This is a genomic window from Bacillus sp. 205(2023) (assembly GCF_037027485.1).
Lineage (GTDB): Bacteria > Bacillota > Bacilli > Bacillales > Bacillaceae > Bacillus > Bacillus halotolerans.
Map to the genome: position 1 here is coordinate 59,802 of NZ_JAXCHF010000006.1, position 16,861 is coordinate 76,662.

The window sequence follows — 16,861 nt, forward strand, 5'->3', positions numbered from 1 at the left end:
AGGGGATCTGCAGTGACATCAAAACAAATTCCAAATCGCGTATTGCTGTTTGACGGTGTGTGCAACTTATGCAACGGTGCCGTTCAATTTATCATAAAGCGTGATCCAAACGGTTTGATTTCATTTGCATCGCTTCAATCGGAAACAGGACAGAGCCTGCTGAAAAAAAGCGGGCTTCCGACTGAGCATTTTGACAGCTTTGTCTTTATTGAAGACGGCCAGGTTTACACTAAGTCAACTGCAGCCATAAAGGTTTTCAGGCATCTGCGGGGCCCATGGCGGCTCTTCGTCCTGTTTTTTGCAGTGCCGAAACCTGTCAGAGATATGCTCTATTCTTTTATTGCCAAAAACCGCTATAAGTGGTTCGGCAAAAAAAATGAATGTATGCTCCCCTCCCCTTCTATAAAAAATAGATTTTTACCATAAACGAAAAAATGGCTAGCTTACACAGGTAAGCTAGCCATTATGCTATTATAAAGCTTGATAAATATGAACAGAATACCGATAACAAATGTAAACCAAAACAGCAGTTCCAACAGAATGAATCCTACCAATGACATGATAGAAAGTGTTGAATAAATCCGGTAAACAACGAACACAAAGTAAGCAAGTGTAACAACTGCAAACCAGATCACAATCCAGATGACATTTTGCAATAGCACAAAGGATAAGATCCCGCCGCCTAAATATATGATAGAGCCCATTCTGACTGTTTTCAGGTTTTTTCCTTCCGGATCATTTGCGAAAAACAGCAGTGACAGCTCAGTCACGGTATTTGCAATTAATTTCAGAGCGGACAGAACCATAAAATATAAAAGTGCAAAGGCCGCAAATAACGCAAGTCTGATTCCTTTCTCTGAGAAGTAATCGAGCATCCCATCGTACATTCCAAATGAAGACAGCATCTTCAATGCATAGAGTGAAGTTGAAATGGATAAAGACGAACTAAAAAGCAGGATCGCAATCAGCGGAAAGTATCCTGTCAAATAAGTATTTTTCATATAAAAAAGTCCCTTTCTGTAATCTACCTCATTTATTATGGAGGACTTAAAACACATTGACAAGATAAATTATTCCATTTTTTCTCCTTTTTACGAATTACGGTCCCAAATCTTCACAAAGCGGCATTTTGAGAGTAAAGTAGTACGCAGGAATCATAAAACGTAAGGAAGTTTTATATGAAAAAAACATTAAAACTGCAAACCAGACTCACCATATTTGTCTGTATCGTCGTGTTAATCGCACTGCTCATCACCTTTTTTACCGTCGGTGCCCAAACCTCTAAAAGGATACGTGATCAGGAAAGAGACACAGCGCTGCAAACGGCTGAAATGGTTGCCGACGCACCGATTACTGCCTCCGCTTTGGAGAGCGGAAAAAACCAGAAGGAACTGCTCAGCTACACGCTGGACGTCCAGAAAATTACCGGTACAGAATTTGTCGTTGTCATGGATATGAACGGCATTCGCAGAACCCATCCGGACCACAGCAAAATCGGAAAAAAATTCAGGGGCGGAGATGAAGCCGAAGTATTAAAAGGACATGTCCATATCAGCACCGCCTCAGGCACGCTTGGGAAATCGCAGAGAGCGTTCGTGCCTGTCTACGCCAAGAATGGAAAACAAGTCGGAGCCGTTGCGGTCGGCATCACAGTGAATGAAATTGACGAAGTCATCAGCCACAGCTTACGGCCGCTCTATTTTATTATTTGCGTCAGTATATTCGTCGGCGTCATCGGAGCTGTTATCGTCGCACGCACGGTGAAAAATATCATGTACGGACTTGAACCGTATGAAATCGCGACACTTCTTCAAGAACGAAGCGCGATGCTTGAATCAACGAAAGAAGGCATACTCGCTGTCGACGAACACGGTAAAATCAAGCTTGCCAATGCGGAAGCAAAGCGCCTTTTCATTAAAATGGGCATAGAAACAAATCCCGTCGATCAGGATGTCAATGACATCCTGCCGAAGAGCCGTCTGAAAAATGTCATTGAGACCCGAAAACCTCTTCAAGACAGAGATGTGCGTATTAACGGATTAGAGCTTGTATTTAATGAAGTGCCCATCCAGCTAAAAGGACAAACCGTCGGAGCGATTGCGACATTCCGGGACAAAACCGAGGTAAAACATTTAGCTGAACAGCTTTCCGGTGTTAAAATGTATGCAAACGCACTGAGAGCGCAGTCTCATGAATTTATGAACAAACTGCATGTGATATTAGGTCTCGTCCAGCTGAAAGAGTATGACGATCTTGGAGATTATATTAAAGATATTGCCATTCAGCAAAAATCAGAAACAAGTGAAATCATAAATGATGTCAAAAGCTCCGTGCTGGCCGGATTTCTGTTGGGAAAACAGAGCTACATACGAGAGCAGGGCGCAAATCTCGATATTGAATGCAGCGGAGTTATTCCAAACGCAGCAGATCCTTCAGTCATTCATGAACTGATTACGATTATCGGAAATCTCATCAACAACGCCTTGGACGCTGTTGCCAATATGCCGAAAAAACAAATCACGATGTCCATGCGTTTTCATGACAAGATATTGGACATTGAAATTACCGATACAGGAGCCGGCATGTCCGAAGAAGACCAAGTCAAGGTATTCGAACAAGGCTATTCAACAAAGGGCAAAAACCGGGGATTCGGCCTTTATTTCACCCAGCAAAGCATGGAGAATTTAAAGGGCCAAATGATTATCACCAGCGAAAAAAATGAAGGAACCACATTCAGTCTTCGCATCCCGTACGAACCGAAGGAGGAAAACCATGATTAATGTACTAATAGTTGAAGATGACCCCATGGTGGGTGAATTAAATAAACGATATTTAAGCCAAATAGAAGGCTTTCAGCTGAAAGGAATCGCCTCTTCCTTTCAAAGCGCTCTGCATATTTTAGGAGAGCATCACATCGACCTCATTTTGCTTGATATTTATATGCCGGGCAAAAACGGGCTTGAGCTGCTGACGGAATTGAGAGCCCAAAATGAAGCGGTTGACGTGATTGTCATCTCTGCGGCAAGCGAGCTGGACGTCATCAAAAAAACACTTCGTTACGGAGCTGTGGATTACTTAATCAAACCGTTTGAATTTGAACGTTTTCAGACTGCCCTTTCTGATTACAGACGAAAACAAAAAGTGTATTCCACCCATCGAAACATGAGCCAAAAAGAATTGGACGCGGAACTGTTTCATAAGAAGGAGGCGACAGAAAAAGTGCACCTGCCAAAAGGGCTGACAAAAAGCACGCTGAAGCTGATTTGGTCCAGCATTCAATCCTTTGAAAACGAGTCCTTTACGACAGAAGACCTGGCAAATCATACTGAAATATCTCAAGTATCCATCCGAAAATACTTAAAATTTCTTGAGGATATACAGGTTCTGAATGTCGAAATGGCGTACGGAACGATCGGAAGACCGGTGTTTCAGTACAATGTCAATACAGGCAACCTTAACGGAATTAAGCAATATTTATAAAAAAACGCACTGTTCATGTCGAGCAGTGCGTTTTTTCTGTCACATCTCTTGCCAAGGTGCTTGAACATTTCGCCAATAAGCTATACAAGAATAATAAAGGACTTTTTTGCATATCTGATTACACAATTCCAAAAATACATATTTTTTAAAATTATGCGTAATTCTATTTATTTCTTGTAAGTAAAATGATAAATTATGAGTGGTTAGTTGATCCCTAGACTAAGTCATAAGTCACACTTCAGAAAGAGATGTCTCGGTTTTCCGCCCGGAACACCTTCAACATCCTTTTCTCTTCCCCGCCTTTCGAAGGAAACATTCATGCCACACTTACTAAGGGAAGATCAGAACTGTCTCAGCTCATTCTAATTGTTATTATCTGAAAATTTTATCGATTCTAAGAATTGAGTGAGGCATCCCATCTCATGACTGTCCGGATCAGCTCAGGCCAAATTTTCCTGGGGGGTTTTATCTTGAATAAACGCAAAATCGGATTGGCGATGTCACTTGTAATCGCAGCGGGCACCATTTTAGGCGCATGCGGAAACAGCGAAAAAAGCAGCGGAAACAGTGAGGGCAAAAACAAATTCAGTGTGGCGATGGTCACCGACATTGGCGGGGTGGATGACAAATCCTTTAACCAATCAGCATGGGAAGGCATCCAAGCCTTCGGTAAAGATAATGGTCTGGAAAAAGGAAAAAACGGATACGACTACCTGCAATCTAAATCAGATGCAGATTATACAACAAACTTAAATAAATTAGCGCGTGAGAATTTCGACTTGATCTATGGCGTTGGTTATTTGATGGAAGATTCAATCAGTGAAATCGCCGATCAGCGCAAAAATACAAACTTTGCGATTATTGACGCAGTCGTCGATAAAGACAACGTCGCAAGCATTACGTTTAAAGAGCAGGAAGGCTCATTTCTCGTCGGAGTGGCCGCAGCTTTAACAAGCAAATCAGGAAAAATCGGATTTGTGGGCGGCATGGAATCCGAGTTAATCAAAAAATTCGAAGTCGGCTTCCGTGCAGGGGTTCAGGCTGTAAAACCTGACGCAACTGTCCAGGTGAAGTATGCGGGCGGATTTGATAAAGCGGACGTTGGAAAAGCAACCGCCGAGAGCATGTATAAATCAGGCGTTGATGTGATTTACCACTCCGCAGGCGCCACCGGCACAGGTGTCTTTACAGAAGCCAAGAACCTGAAAAAAGAAGACCCGAAGCGTGATGTTTGGGTGATCGGAGTCGATAAAGATCAATACGCAGAAGGCCAAGTAGAAGGAACAGACGATAACGTCACCCTTACTTCCATGGTCAAAAAGGTTGATACAGCAGTTGAAGATTTAACAAAGAAAGCAAGCGAAGGCAAATTCCCCGGCGGAGAAACGCTTACATACGGACTTGATCAAGACGGAGTCGGCATTTCTTCCTCTAAACAAAACCTATCGGATGATGTAATCAAAGCAGTTGATGATTGGAAGAAAAAAATCATCGACGGATTAGAAGTGCCGGGAACAGAGAAAGAGCTGAAAAATTTCAAAGCTGAATAAGAATCGCGGGGATAAGGAGAAGAGCCCTTATCCCTTGTTTTTCTTTCAGAGCAAAGCTGCACATGTCCTTGCGGCTTTGTTAAAAGCATCTTGAAAAAAGGAGCGGTCAATTCTGTGGAATATGTCATTGAAATGCTCAATATACGCAAGGAGTTTCCCGGTATCGTCGCAAATGACAACATTAATCTTCAGGTCAAAAAAGGCGAAATCCACGCGCTGCTCGGTGAAAATGGAGCGGGCAAATCAACTTTGATGAACGTCCTTTTCGGGCTGTATCAGCCAGAAAAGGGGGAAATTCGGGTCCGCGGTGAGAAGGTGCACATCAACAGCCCGAACAAAGCGAATGATCTCGGAATCGGCATGGTGCATCAGCATTTTATGCTTGTCGATACATTTACAGTTGCTGAAAACATTATTCTCGGGAAGGAGCCGAAAAAGCTCGGGCGGATTGACCGAAAACGCGCTGTCCGAGAAGTTCAGGACATTTCCGACCGATACGGACTTCAAATTAATCCCGAGGCAAAAGTAGCTGACATATCCGTCGGCATGCAGCAGCGTGCAGAAATTTTAAAAACCCTCTACCGCGGGGCTGACATTCTGATTTTTGATGAACCGACAGCTGTGCTGACGCCTCATGAAATCAAAGAACTCATTCAAATCATGAAGAACCTCGTTAACGAGGGAAAATCAATTATTTTAATTACCCATAAACTGAAAGAAATCATGGAGGTTTGTGACCGCGTTACCATTATCCGCAAAGGAAAAGGCATCAAATCACTGGATGTCCGGGATACAAATCAAGACGAGCTCGCCAGTCTGATGGTCGGCCGCGAGGTATCGTTCAAAACAGAAAAAAAAGCGGCTCAGCCGGGATCTGAAGTGCTGGCGATTGACAGAATCACTGTAAAAGATACTCGCGGAGTAGAAGCTGTAAGGAATTTATCGCTTTCTGTCAATGCCGGAGAAATTGTCGGCATAGCCGGCGTTGACGGAAACGGACAGTCAGAGCTGATTGAAGCGATTACAGGACTCCGAAAAACGGAGTCTGGAACCATTTCCTTAAACGGAAAACAGATACAAAACCTGACGCCGAGAAAAGTAACGGAATCCGGAATCGGGCATATTCCACAGGACCGCCATAAACACGGCCTCGTTTTGGATTTTCCGATCGGTGAGAATATCGTGCTCCAAAGCTATTACAAAAAGCCTTATTCAGCATTCGGTGTTTTACATAAAGGCGAAATGTATAAGAAAGCACGCAGCCTGATCAGCGAGTACGATGTCAGAACCCCCGATGAATATACACAGGCGCGGGCATTGTCAGGCGGAAACCAGCAAAAAGCAATTATCGGAAGGGAAATTGACCGCAATCCTGACTTGTTAATCGCCGCCCAGCCGACTCGCGGCCTTGATGTCGGAGCGATTGAATTTGTCCATAAAAAACTCATTGAACAGCGTGATGCCGGAAAAGCCGTTCTTCTTCTATCGTTTGAGCTGGATGAAATCATGAATCTCAGTGACAGAATCGCTGTCATTTTTGAAGGCAGCATCATATCCAGCGTCAATCCGCAGGATACGACTGAGCAAGAGCTCGGCCTCTTGATGGCGGGAAGCACGCAAAAGGAAGCGGGGAAAGCAAATGGTTAAACGACTCTCTCATTTACTCGTGCCGCTCATTGCAATCATGCTCGGCTTGCTGGCCGGCGCACTTATTATGCTTGCGAGCGGATACAGTGTGATCAGCGGCTATTCCGCTTTATGGAATGGGATATTTGGAGAAATCTATTACATCGGGGAAACCGTCCGGCAGATTACACCTTATATTTTATCCGGATTAGCTGTTGCTTTCGCTTTCCGAACCGGGCTTTTCAATATCGGGGTAGAGGGACAGCTGCTAGTGGGCTGGACAGCTGCCGTTTGGGTTGGAACGGTGTTTGACGGACCGGCATATATTCATATGCCGCTTGCACTGATCACAGCGGCTGCAGCAGGCGGTTTATGGGGATTTATTCCCGGCTTTTTAAAAGCACGGTTCTATGTTCATGAGGTCATTGTCACCATTATGATGAATTATATCGCGCTGCATATGACCAATTATTTGATTTCAAAAGTTATGACAGACAATCAGGATAAGACGGAAAAAATTCACGAATCGGCCTCACTGCGCTCGCCGTTTCTTGAGCAGATTACGGATTATTCAAGGCTTCACTGGGGGATCGTCATCGCCCTTCTCGCAGCTGTTGTTATGTGGTTTATGATTAACAAAACAACGAAAGGCTTTGAGCTTCGGGCAGTCGGATTCAACCAGCACGCGTCCCAGTACGCCGGTATGAGCGTGCGGAAGAATATTATGACCTCCATGCTCATTTCAGGAGCTTTTGCAGGCCTTGCAGGTGCCATGGAAGGTCTGGGAACGTTTGAATACGCAGCTGTCAAAGGCGCATTTACCGGCGTCGGCTTTGACGGTATTGCCGTCGCTCTTCTGGGCGGGAACACTGCGGTCGGTGTTGTGCTTGCGGCAGCTTTGCTTGGCGGACTCAAAATCGGGGCATTAAATATGCCAATTGAATCAGGCGTACCTTCTGAGGTTGTCGATATTGTGATTGCCATTATCATTCTGTTTGTTGCTTCAAGCTATGCCATTCGTTTTGTCGCGGATAAATTGAAGAAAAAGGGGGCGAACTAAGTGGACTTTCTGCAGATTGTATCAATCATTGTCCCTGCCACACTCGTATACGCAGCCCCGCTTATTTTAACCGCTCTCGGCGGCGTATTTTCCGAGAGATCAGGCGTCGTCAATATCGGCCTTGAAGGCCTTATGATTATCGGAGCGTTCACCAGTGTTTTATTCAATTTATTTTTAGGCCCTGAATTGGGAGCCGCAGCACCTTGGCTTTCGCTCATTGCCGCTATGGCAGCCGGCGCGCTGTTTTCACTGATTCATGCGGCAGCGGCGATATCGTTTCGCGCTGATCAGACAGTCAGCGGCGTCGCCATTAATATGCTGGCGCTTGGGGCTACTTTATTTATCGTAAAGCTGATTTACGGAAAAGCGCAAACTGACAAAATTCCCGAGCCTTTTTATAAAACAAGTATTCCCGGCTTGAGCGACATCCCCGTATTGGGAAAAATCTTCTTTTCAGATGTCTATTATACGTCTATTCTCGCAATTGTCCTGGCCTTTATTTCGTGGTTTATCTTGTTTAAAACCCCGTTCGGCCTCCGTATTCGTTCCGTCGGAGAACATCCGATGGCGGCCGATACTATGGGGATCAATGTTTACAAAATGCGCTATATCGGCGTGATGATCAGCGGATTGTTCGGCGGCCTCGGGGGCGGCGTATATGCGTCAACAATTGCCCTCGACTTTACGCACTCTACCATTTCCGGGCAAGGCTTTATCGCACTCGCCGCCCTTGTATTCGGAAAATGGCATCCGATCGGCGCACTCGGCGCTGCCCTGTTTTTCGGATTCGCGCAAAGCTTAAGCATTATCGGCTCACTGCTCCCTCTTTTTAAGGACATACCGAATGTATATATGCTGATTGCCCCTTACGTATTAACCATTCTCGCCTTAACCGGCTTTATCGGACGCGCAGATGCGCCAAAAGCAAATGGTGTGCCTTATATCAAAGGAAAACGGTAACCACATCTCCCTGGGAAGCGGCTTCTCAGGGATTTTTTCTACTCCAAAATACCCAATTAATTTAGTTGTTTATTAATTATTTAACTTAAAAAAATATTCTTTGTTAGCGCTTTCTTGTAGACTGTAACAAACAATACATGGGGGTGTATGACAATGGGAGCAATTCACAAAACAGAGGAAGTTTTACCTGAGCACAAAGACACACAGGAGAAAAGCCTGTTTAAGAAAATATGGACTTGGGAAATCGGCGTGATTCCTCTCCCATTATATACAGCATTAGCTGTCATTATTATTCTTGCGGCCTATTACAACGAGCTGCCTGCAAACATGCTGGGCGGGTTTGCCATCATTATGATTTTAGGTGTCTTTCTTGGCGATATCGGCCAGCGGATTCCAATTTTAAAGGATATTGGCGGTCCTGCTATTTTATCTTTGTTTGTGCCATCTTTTTTAGTTTTTTATAATGTGTTGAATCCATCATCATTAGATGCTGTAACCAATTTAATGAAAACGTCTAACTTTCTTTATTTCTATATCGCTTGTCTTGTTGTAGGAAGCATTCTTGGAATGAACAGAACTGTTTTAATACAGGGATTCATCAGAATGTTCGTTCCTTTAGTAGCGGGCACAATTGCGGCGGTTGCGGCCGGCGTGCTCGTCGGATTCATCTTCGGCTACAGTGCCTATGATTCCTTTTTCTTTGTCGTTGTGCCAATTATTGCCGGGGGAATAGGTGAAGGAATTTTGCCGCTCTCGATTGCTTATTCGCAAATATTGGGGTCTTCCGCTGATGTGTATGTGTCTCAGCTGGTCCCTGCCGCTATCATTGGAAACGTTTTTGCTATTATCTGTGCTGCTTTAATGAAAAAACTGGGCGAAAAACGTCCTGACCTAAACGGCAATGGGCGTCTCGTCAAATCTAAGAAAGCGAACGATATGTTCAATCAAAAAGAGGCTGAAGCTAAAATTGACTTTAAACTGATGGGAGCCGGAGTTCTGCTCGCTTGTACGTTCTTTATTTTCGGCGGTTTACTGGAGAAATTTATCTTCATCCCAGGCGCTATTTTAATGATTATTTCAGCAGCTGCAATCAAATATGCAAATATCCTTCCGAAAAAAATGGAGGATGGCGCGTACCAGCTTTATAAGTTTATTTCATCAAGCTTTACATGGCCGCTTATGGTAGGCCTCGGGATTCTCTTTATCCCTTTAGATGACGTGGCGTCTGTGATTTCTATTCCGTTTGTCATCATTTGTATTTCAGTTGTCGTTGCCATGATTTCTTCCGGATATTTTGTAGGCAAGCTGATGAACATGTACCCTGTTGAATCCGCAATCGTTACCTGCTGTCACAGCGGTCTCGGCGGAACGGGAGATGTCGCCATTTTGTCCGCTTCAGGAAGAATGGGCCTTATGCCATTCGCCCAAATTTCTACCCGCCTCGGCGGAGCTGGAACTGTCATTTGCGCGACGATTTTACTTCGCTTTTTCACTTCATAATCAGAAAAAGAGTTCCGTCTTAGACGGCACTCTTTTTTTATTTGTTCACAATCCGCATATACTCCCTAGGCCCAAACGGCCTATCCTTAGATTCCGCCTCACTCATTTTAGTTGACAGGTGGTGCTCCAATAAATACAGTTCCCAATCATCATTGTCTGCCACACCGGCACGGCCGTCATATTGATTCAGCATGAATGCCCCTGCACATATCGAGCAGAATAAACCTGAGCACATAAGGACCTTTCTCTTCACCATGATCAGCTCCTTACATACAGCTTGATCAGGAGCGATTTTAAATATACAAATGACCTGATTTTTGCTAAACTTATTTTAAGGTCAAGAGAACTTGTAAAATTCATTCGCGGCAGGTTGAAGCATGGCGGCTTCCAAAAAAGTGCGATATAATTTGGACTGGGTCGTTTGACCGTATATTCTAATGATTTATACATAGAACAGGTTTCAATTAAAGAAAAGGAGGTCTTGTCTTTGCAGCTCTTACATTTTGCTATTTTATCGCCTTTTGTATTTGCTTTTATCATTCCCTTTCTGGCAAAATACGCAAAAAGAGTGCATACGGGCTGGTTTGTTCTGATCCTGCCCGTCTTGCTGTTTATATACTTTCTTCCAATGATCAGAATGACTCAGTCGGGAGAAACATTACGATCGGTATTGGAGTGGATTCCTTCATTAGGCATTAACTTTACCGTTTATGTAGACGGTCTCGGACTGCTATTCGCCTTACTGATAACGGGGATCGGCTCGTTGGTCACTCTTTACAGTATTTTTTATTTATCGAAAGAAAAAGAACAGCTTGGGCCTTTTTATGTCTATTTATTAATGTTCATGGGCGCTATGCTCGGTGTTGTTCTTGTTGACAACGTCATGGTTCTCTACATGTTCTGGGAGCTTACCAGCCTTTCGTCCTTTTTGCTGATTGGATATTGGTACAAGCGTGAAAAATCTCGCTACGGCGCCGCAAAATCGCTCTTGATTACGGTAAGCGGCGGACTGTGTATGCTGGGAGGATTCATTCTCCTTTATCTGATCACAGATTCTTTCAGTATCAGAGAAATGATCAATCAGGTTCAGTTAATTGCCGGCCATGATCTATTTATTCCGGCGATGATTTTGATTTTAATAGGCGCATTTACAAAGTCCGCCCAGTTTCCTTTTTACATTTGGCTGCCTGACGCCATGGAAGCGCCGACGCCTGTCAGCGCGTATCTCCATTCAGCCACGATGGTCAAAGCGGGAATTTATGTGATTGCAAGATTCAGTCCAATTTTCGCCTTTTCAGCTCAGTGGTTTTGGATTGTTTCTCTCGTCGGGATTTTCACCATGGTTTGGGGTTCATTCCATGCCGTCAAACAAACCGACTTAAAATCCATCTTGGCGTTTTCAACCGTCAGCCAGCTCGGCATGATCATCTCGATGCTTGGTGTCAGCGCTGCAGCCCTGCATTACGGCCATACAGAATATTATACAGTTGCCGCCATGGCTGCCATTTTCCATCTCATCAATCATGCTACCTTTAAAGGAAGCTTGTTTATGGCAGTCGGCATCATTGATCATGAAACAGGCACACGGGACGTCAGAAAGCTCGGCGGACTGATGGCGATCATGCCGATTACATTTACGATTTCCTTGATTGGCACATTTTCAATGGCTGGTCTCCCGCCGTTTAACGGATTTTTGAGTAAAGAAATGTTTTTCACCAGCATGCTTCGTGTGACACATGTCGATTTGTTCAACGTCCAGACGTGGGGAGCGCTGTTCCCTGTCCTCGCTTGGGCAGGAAGTGTGTTTACATTTATCTACAGCATGAAACTGCTGTTTAAAACATTTAAAGGCAATTACCAGCCTGAAAAACTCGAAAAACAGGCTCATGAAGCGCCGATCGGAATGCTCGTATCACCTGTCATTCTTGTTGCGCTCGCTGTCAGTCTCTTCTTTTTCCCGAATATATTGTCCTACAGCTTGATAGAGCCTGCGATGAATTCAATCTATCCGACACTGCTGGACAGCCATGAGAAGTTTCATGTTCATATTTCACAGTGGCACGGGTTTACAGCCGAAGTTCTGATGACACTGGGCATTATCGCTGTCGGTACGATCGGATACTTGACGATAAACAAGTGGAAAGGGATCTATAAGCTGTTTCCATCGAAACTCACGCTCAATCGGTTATACGAGAAGCTCCTGACCATCATGGAAAAAGGCTCTTATCGAGTGACAAAACAATATATGACCGGATTTTTACGGGATTATCTTCTGTATATCTTCGCTGGATTTATCATTCTGATGAGCGGGGCTCTCGTTTTGAAAGGCGGATTTTCCTTTACAACTGAGGGTATGGCGAAAATCGGCATATACGAAATGATTCTGACACTTGTCATGATCAGCGCGACAGCGGCGACTGTATTCGCCCGATCCAGACTGACGGCAATTATTTCACTTGGTGTTGTCGGTTATACGCTTGCATTGTTTTTTGTTATTTTCAGAGCGCCCGATTTGGCTTTGACCCAGCTGGTCATTGAGACGATTTCCGTCGCCCTGTTTCTGCTTTGTTTCTATCATTTGCCGAAACTGCGGCTGAAAAAGAAAACGAGAACGTTCCGAATGACAAACTTTATCATTGCTTTAGGAGTCGGCATTATTGTCACCCTGCTCGGTATTGCATCCTCAAGCCAGCGGACAAAAGACAGTATCGCCTCCTTCTTTACAAAGCACAGCCACGATCTTGGCGGAGGAGATAATGTCGTCAATGTCATTCTCGTTGATTTCAGGGGCTTTGATACAATGTTTGAAATTACGGTATTAACGATTGCCGCTCTCGGCATCTTCAGCATGATTAAAACAAAAGTAAAAGAGGAGGGGAAAAGCGGTGAATGAACAAAAAACAAACGACCTCATTTTGCAGACCGTGACAAAGCTTGTATCCTTTATCATATTGCTTTTCTCTTTCTATTTATTTTTATCAGGCCATAACGCGCCTGGAGGAGGCTTTGTCGGCGGGCTGATCACATCCTCTTCCATCGTTTTGCTGCTGCTGGCTTATGATTTAAAAACTGTGCGTTCCATTTTGCCGGTTAATTTCATTTACGTCGCGGGAGCCGGTCTTCTGCTCGCTGTCTTAACAGGAGTTGGCTCCTTTGTCTTCGGGGCGCCCTTCTTAACCCACACATTCGGTTACTTTCATCTGCCGATTTTTGGGAAAACGGAGCTCGCCACGGCGACGCTTTTTGATTTAGGCGTTTATCTTGTTGTCGTAGGCATTACGATGACCATTATTCAAACGATTGGAGAGGAAGAATAATGGAAATCTTAATGGCTGTTACAGCCGGTATTATTTTTATGGCTGCTACGTATTTGCTGCTGTCTAAAAGCCTGCTTCGGGTCATTATCGGAACAGCGCTTTTGAGCCACGGCGTTCATTTAATGCTTTTAACTATGGGAGGATTAAAACAAGGCGCCGCACCGATTTTGAGCGAGCATGCCAAGTCATTTGTCGATCCGCTTCCGCAAGCCCTGATTTTGACGGCTATTGTCATTTCATTTGGAGTTACATCCTTCATCCTCGTCATGGCGTTTCGAGCCTATCAGGAATTGAAAACGGACGATTTGGATCAAATGAGGGGAAATGATCAACATGAATAATTTTGTTATATTGCCAATTCTGATCCCGCTCCTGTCCGCCATTCTGCTGATTTTCATGAACAAACACATCATGCTCATGCGGATCTTCAGCACTGCGGCATCCGCACTCGGAATTGTGATCAGCGTTTTACTCGTGCAGACTGTTTTTACAAACGGCATTCAGACACTGAGTTTGGGCGGCTGGAAAGCCCCCTACGGAATTGTGCTTGTTGCAGATCAATTTGCCAGCCTGCTTGTTCTGACCACAGCAGTCATCGGCTTATTGGTTGTGCTTTATTCCTTCCGTTCTATCGGTGAAAAACGGGAACGTGCCTTTTATTACTCCGGCGTGCAGTTTTTGCTGGCTGGTGTAAGCGGAGCGTTTTTAACAGGCGATTTATTTAATATGTACGTATTTTTCGAGCTTCTGCTTATTGCTTCTTATATGCTGATTGTATTAGGCGGCACAAAAATTCAGCTGCGGGAGTCGCTTAAATACATTGTGTTTAATATCGTGTCATCAGCATTGTTTGTCATCGGCGTCGGCTTTTTATACGCGGTGACCGGCACATTAAACATGGCGGATTTAAGTGTGAGAATCAGCGAATCCGGGCAAACTGGGCTGATTACTGTAATCGGTGTCCTGTTACTTATCGTGTTTGGTATGAAGGGCGGGATCTTCCCTCTCTACTTTTGGCTTCCCGGCTCTTATTACGCGCCGCCGGCAGCCATCTCTGCATTGTTCGGCGCATTGCTGACCAAGGTCGGATTATATGCGATCACAAGAGTGTTCACACTGATTTTCATTCACGATACAGCGTTTACCCACCAGCTGATGATATGGCTCGCGGCTCTCACTGTCATCTTCGGTGTCATCGGTTCACTTGCCTATCAGAATGTCATGAAAATCGTGATCTATAACATTATTACTGCTGTCGGCGTTATTTTGTTCGGTGTTGCAGTTCAAACGCCCGCATCCATTCAAGGTGCGATTTACTACCTGATTCACGACATGCTGATTAAAGGCGCATTATTTATGCTGGCAGGCACGCTGATCGCTTTGACAGGAACAGCAAGCCTGCAACGAATGGGCGGTCTGATCAAACGATACCCCGTTCTTGGATGGATGTTCTTCATGTCGGCTGTATCTCTTGCCGGCATCCCGCCTCTCAGCGGATTTGTAGGCAAATTTAAAATTGCAGAAGGCGGCTTCGCTGAAGGTGAATTTACGATTTCCATGCTGATCCTGCTTTCAAGCCTGCTCGTCCTGTATTCCGTGTTAAGAATCTTTATCCATGCGTTTTGGGGCGAAGAAAAAGAAACACCAAAGCAAAATTTTAGAACAGCTAAAGGGCTTCTATATCCGGCAGCTATTTTTCTCTTGCTGTCTCTTCTCTTCGGATTGGGTACAGAATGGGTGTCACCGTACGTTGATCAAGCGGCCGAGACTTTGCTGAATCCGGAAAAATATATTGAAGCTGTTTTGAAGGAGTAGATCGCATGGCATTTCAAATTTTATTAAATGTGTTTCTCGCTTTTTGCTGGATGTTCTTGAGCAATGACGCAAGCGCCGCCGGATTCATCACAGGCTTTATCCTGGGAATGATCTCTCTCTTCTTCTTCCGGCGCTTCCTTGCTCAACCGTTTTATCTATGGAAAATGTTTTCGATTATCAAACTTTTTTTGATCTTTATAAGGGAATTATACCTTGCCAACGTCAGTGTGCTGAAAACAGTCCTGTCGCCAAAACTGGATATCAAACCAGGCATATTCGCATTTAAAACAGAGCTGACAAAGGATTGGGAAATTACCCTGCTTTCACTGCTTATTACATTAACGCCGGGAACATTGGTCATGGATATTTCCGATGACCGGACCATTCTCTATATTCACGCGATGGATATTGAGGATGCGGAAAAAGCGATTTTTGATATTCGTGAGTCATTTGAAAAAGCCATACAGGAGGTGAGCCGCTGATGTTTACGTTAATCCTTCAAATCGCGCTCGGCATTATGGCGGTGTCCACCCTGTTGTATGTCGTTCGTGTCATCAAAGGGCCGACTGTTCCTGACCGGGTTGTGGCTCTGGATGCAATCGGCATTAATCTGATAGCGATGACAGCGCTTGTCTCCATCCTGCTGAATACGAGTATTTTTCTTGATATCATATTATTGCTGGGTATTTTGTCTTTTATCGGAACCATTGCGTTTTCTAAGTTCTTAGAGAAAGGAGAGATTATCGAAAATGATCGTGATCGCTAAAATAGCAGTAGCGATATTTATCCTAATGGGGGCGCTAATCTGTCTTGCGGCTTCCTTCGGGACGCTTCGCCTTCCCGATATGTACACACGCTCTCACGCTGCTTCTAAAGGCTCAACGTTAGGGGTAAATATGATTTTGCTCGGTGTCTTCTTCTTTTTGTGGTTTATTACAGGAGAGATATCAGCAAAAATTCTGCTCGGGATTTTCTTTATCTTTATTACGGCGCCGGTCGGGGGACACTTGATCTGCCGAGCTGCGTACAACTCTGGCGTCAAGCTGGATGAAAGAAGTGTACAGGACGACTATAACGGAATCAGAAACTTTGTGATTAAACGAAAAGAGGATTCTTACCTATAAAAATGAGCAGCCGGACAGGCAGAGTTCCGGCTGTTTTTTTATTTTGTGATGACAGCCAGCGTGCATCTGGATATACAGATCAGCCTCTCTTGCCCGTCATAAATGTGAATCTGATACACAATGGTCGTTCTGCCTTTATGAACGGGCTCGGCTACCGCCTTTACCGTTCCTTCCTTGACAGATTTCAGATGATTGGCGTTAATCTCCAAACCGACACAAGCTTGTGTACGAGAATCGATTAGATGTTGGGCACCCACGCTCGCCGCAGTTTCCGCAAGAGCCACTGAAGCGCCTCCATGCAAATAACCAAAGGGCTGGACGGTCCGATGATCCACCGGCATCACTGCCACGCAGCGTTCCGCTGTGCTTTCTACAATTTCAATTCCCAGCGCGCCAAGCAATGTATGTTTCATATCCATAGTTTTAACT

At 44.6% G+C, this 16,861-nt stretch carries 18 protein-coding genes; 15 read left to right on the forward strand and 3 right to left on the reverse strand.

The genetic code is table 11. The annotated features are described in order from the left end of the window. Positions 1-12: 12 nt before the first annotated feature. Complete coding sequence (locus WA325_RS15035) at positions 13-426, forward strand: thiol-disulfide oxidoreductase DCC family protein (RefSeq protein ID WP_059292652.1); 414 nt, start codon at positions 13-15, stop codon at positions 424-426. 17 nt (positions 427-443) lie between these two features. On the opposite strand, the gene WA325_RS15040 is transcribed toward WA325_RS15035, so the two are convergent. Then, complete coding sequence (locus WA325_RS15040) at positions 444-1,001, reverse strand: YufK family protein (protein ID WP_095713969.1); 558 nt, start codon at positions 999-1,001, stop codon at positions 444-446. 177 nt (positions 1,002-1,178) lie between these two features. Between WA325_RS15040 and maeL the strand changes: the two genes are divergently transcribed. The 7 genes from maeL (at position 1,179) to maeN (ending at position 10,176) form a co-directional block, all read left to right on the forward strand. After that, a complete protein-coding gene (gene maeL / locus WA325_RS15045; protein ID WP_024122664.1) occupies positions 1,179-2,780 on the forward strand; it encodes a two-component system sensor histidine kinase MaeL in 1,602 nt (533 codons plus the stop codon). Continuing rightward, a complete protein-coding gene (gene maeM / locus WA325_RS15050; RefSeq protein WP_024122665.1) occupies positions 2,773-3,480 on the forward strand; it encodes a two-component system response regulator MaeM in 708 nt (235 codons plus the stop codon). The genes maeL and maeM overlap by 8 nt, the downstream gene beginning before the upstream one ends. Positions 3,481-3,950: 470 nt before the next feature. After that, the gene (nupN, locus tag WA325_RS15055) at positions 3,951-5,030 is read left to right on the forward strand and encodes a guanosine ABC transporter substrate-binding protein NupN (RefSeq protein WP_024122666.1); all 1,080 of its coding nucleotides are present in this window, start codon (positions 3,951-3,953) and stop codon (positions 5,028-5,030) included. A 114-nt stretch (positions 5,031-5,144) separates the two neighbouring features. Continuing rightward, the gene (locus tag WA325_RS15060) at positions 5,145-6,677 is read left to right on the forward strand and encodes an ABC transporter ATP-binding protein (protein ID WP_105955467.1); all 1,533 of its coding nucleotides are present in this window, start codon (positions 5,145-5,147) and stop codon (positions 6,675-6,677) included. Next, on the forward strand, positions 6,670-7,716 hold the full coding sequence (locus WA325_RS15065; protein ID WP_105955468.1) for an ABC transporter permease: 1,047 nt from the start codon (positions 6,670-6,672) through the stop codon (positions 7,714-7,716). The genes WA325_RS15060 and WA325_RS15065 overlap by 8 nt, the downstream gene beginning before the upstream one ends. Beyond that, a complete protein-coding gene (nupQ, locus tag WA325_RS15070; RefSeq protein WP_024122669.1) occupies positions 7,717-8,676 on the forward strand; it encodes a guanosine ABC transporter permease NupQ in 960 nt (319 codons plus the stop codon). A gap of 153 nt (positions 8,677-8,829) precedes the next feature. Continuing rightward, positions 8,830-10,176, forward strand: a complete 1,347-nt coding sequence (gene maeN / locus WA325_RS15075; RefSeq protein ID WP_105955469.1) for a sodium/malate symporter MaeN — start codon at positions 8,830-8,832, stop codon at positions 10,174-10,176. 37 nt (positions 10,177-10,213) lie between these two features. Here maeN and WA325_RS15080 read toward each other — a convergent pair whose 3' ends face one another. Then, the gene (locus WA325_RS15080) at positions 10,214-10,429 is read right to left on the reverse strand and encodes a hypothetical protein (RefSeq protein WP_105955502.1); all 216 of its coding nucleotides are present in this window, start codon (positions 10,427-10,429) and stop codon (positions 10,214-10,216) included. Positions 10,430-10,663: 234 nt separating this feature from the next. Here WA325_RS15080 and WA325_RS15085 point away from each other — a divergent pair, with 234 nt between their 5' ends. The 7 genes from WA325_RS15085 to mnhG are packed head-to-tail and all read left to right on the forward strand — an operon-like array spanning position 10,664 to position 16,432. Then, the gene (locus WA325_RS15085; RefSeq protein WP_326326704.1) at positions 10,664-13,069 is read left to right on the forward strand and encodes a Na+/H+ antiporter subunit A; all 2,406 of its coding nucleotides are present in this window, start codon (positions 10,664-10,666) and stop codon (positions 13,067-13,069) included. Beyond that, positions 13,062-13,493, forward strand: coding sequence for a Na(+)/H(+) antiporter subunit B (locus WA325_RS15090; protein WP_044158935.1), 432 nt, complete (start codon positions 13,062-13,064; stop codon positions 13,491-13,493). Before WA325_RS15085 ends, WA325_RS15090 begins: the two co-directional genes overlap by 8 nt. After that, entirely contained in the window at positions 13,493-13,834 is a 342-nt protein-coding gene (locus WA325_RS15095) for a Na(+)/H(+) antiporter subunit C (RefSeq protein ID WP_105955471.1), read from the forward strand. Before WA325_RS15090 ends, WA325_RS15095 begins: the two co-directional genes overlap by 1 nt. Beyond that, positions 13,827-15,308, forward strand: coding sequence for a Na+/H+ antiporter subunit D (locus tag WA325_RS15100; protein ID WP_105991651.1), 1,482 nt, complete (start codon positions 13,827-13,829; stop codon positions 15,306-15,308). The genes WA325_RS15095 and WA325_RS15100 overlap by 8 nt, the downstream gene beginning before the upstream one ends. A 5-nt stretch (positions 15,309-15,313) precedes the next feature. Continuing rightward, positions 15,314-15,790: a Na+/H+ antiporter subunit E gene (locus WA325_RS15105; protein ID WP_101864138.1), complete on the forward strand. Its 477-nt coding sequence runs from the start codon at positions 15,314-15,316 to the stop codon at positions 15,788-15,790. Beyond that, the gene (locus WA325_RS15110) at positions 15,790-16,074 is read left to right on the forward strand and encodes a Na(+)/H(+) antiporter subunit F1 (RefSeq protein ID WP_024122677.1); all 285 of its coding nucleotides are present in this window, start codon (positions 15,790-15,792) and stop codon (positions 16,072-16,074) included. Before WA325_RS15105 ends, WA325_RS15110 begins: the two co-directional genes overlap by 1 nt. After that, positions 16,058-16,432, forward strand: coding sequence for a monovalent cation/H(+) antiporter subunit G (gene mnhG, locus WA325_RS15115; RefSeq protein ID WP_105991650.1), 375 nt, complete (start codon positions 16,058-16,060; stop codon positions 16,430-16,432). Before WA325_RS15110 ends, mnhG begins: the two co-directional genes overlap by 17 nt. 38 nt (positions 16,433-16,470) lie before the next feature. On the opposite strand, the gene WA325_RS15120 is transcribed toward mnhG, so the two are convergent. Continuing rightward, positions 16,471-16,851 (reverse strand): hotdog fold thioesterase, encoded by a 381-nt coding sequence (locus WA325_RS15120; RefSeq protein WP_024122679.1) that lies wholly within the window; start codon positions 16,849-16,851, stop codon positions 16,471-16,473. Positions 16,852-16,861: the final 10 nt, after the last annotated feature.

Coding starts and splice junctions, on each gene's coding strand:
- WA325_RS15120 (WP_024122679.1), bottom strand. CDS start 16,851: ATGGATATGAAACATACATTGCTTGGCGCGCTGGGAATTGAAATTGTA.
- WA325_RS15100 (WP_105991651.1), top strand. CDS start 13,827: ATGAATAATTTTGTTATATTGCCAATTCTGATCCCGCTCCTGTCCGCC.
- mnhG (WP_105991650.1), top strand. CDS start 16,058: ATGATCGTGATCGCTAAAATAGCAGTAGCGATATTTATCCTAATGGGG.
- maeL (WP_024122664.1), top strand. CDS start 1,179: ATGAAAAAAACATTAAAACTGCAAACCAGACTCACCATATTTGTCTGT.
- maeN (WP_105955469.1), top strand. CDS start 8,830: ATGGGAGCAATTCACAAAACAGAGGAAGTTTTACCTGAGCACAAAGAC.
- WA325_RS15065 (WP_105955468.1), top strand. CDS start 6,670: ATGGTTAAACGACTCTCTCATTTACTCGTGCCGCTCATTGCAATCATG.
- WA325_RS15105 (WP_101864138.1), top strand. CDS start 15,314: ATGGCATTTCAAATTTTATTAAATGTGTTTCTCGCTTTTTGCTGGATG.
- WA325_RS15095 (WP_105955471.1), top strand. CDS start 13,493: ATGGAAATCTTAATGGCTGTTACAGCCGGTATTATTTTTATGGCTGCT.
- WA325_RS15110 (WP_024122677.1), top strand. CDS start 15,790: ATGTTTACGTTAATCCTTCAAATCGCGCTCGGCATTATGGCGGTGTCC.
- maeM (WP_024122665.1), top strand. CDS start 2,773: ATGATTAATGTACTAATAGTTGAAGATGACCCCATGGTGGGTGAATTA.
- WA325_RS15040 (WP_095713969.1), bottom strand. CDS start 1,001: ATGAAAAATACTTATTTGACAGGATACTTTCCGCTGATTGCGATCCTG.